Here is a 798-nt window from a genome sequence, read left to right as displayed (position 1 = left end):
GCGCTGAGCCGGGCCACGATGGCCGGTTGGGTAGGACTGTGCAGTAACCTGCTGGCGCCGCTGGCCGACGCGGTATGTGACTATGTGATGGATACGGGAAAAGTGCACGTCGACGACACGCCGGTGGATGTGCTGCAACCGGGCAACGGCAAGCCCAAAACCGGCCGGCTGTGGGTCTATGTGCGTGACGACCGCAATGCCGGTTCGACACGGCCGCCCGCGGTATGGTTCGCTTACAGCCCGGACCGCAAGGGTGCTCATCCGCAAACGCATCTGACCGGGTTCAGCGGCCTGTTGCAGGCGGACGCCTATGCGGGCTTCAATGCGTTGTACGAAGAAGGCCATATCCGCGAGGTCGGCTGCATGGCCCATGCCCGGCGTAAAATCCATGATATCCATGTCCGACATCCATCACCGACCACCACCGAGGCACTGCGCCGTATCGGTGAGTTGTATGCTATCGAAGCCGACATCCGGGGGCGTCCGGCTGAAGAACGACGACAGGTGCGCGAAACGCGATCCCGACCGTTACTGATGGGCCTGGAGAGCTGGATCCGGGAAAAACTCACCACGCTATCGCGGCAAGCCGATACGGCGAAGGCGTTCAACTACCTGATGAACCACTGGCCGGCGTTGTGTTACTACGCCAGCGACGGCTGGGCGGAGATCGATAACAATATCGCGGAAAACGCGTTAAGGGCGGTGAGCCTGGGCCGAAAAAATTATCTGTTCTTCGGCTCGGATAGCGGCGGTGACCGGGCAGCGTTGATGTATACGCTTATCGGTAGTTGCAAACTG

Annotated in this window: 1 protein-coding gene; it reads left to right on the top strand. The window is 60.7% G+C overall.

The genetic code is table 11. From position 1 onward, the window contains the following. Nucleotides 1-798 (top strand): IS66 family transposase (tnpC, locus tag FCN80_RS26170; RefSeq protein ID WP_136993281.1); only part of this gene is annotated, 798 nt, incomplete at both ends.

The sequence above is a fragment of the Martelella alba genome (assembly GCF_005217455.1).
Taxonomy (GTDB): domain Bacteria; phylum Pseudomonadota; class Gammaproteobacteria; order Enterobacterales; family Enterobacteriaceae; genus Acerihabitans.
The sequence above is the reverse complement of the archived record's forward strand: the minus strand, read 5'-3'. Positions and strand labels throughout refer to the sequence as shown.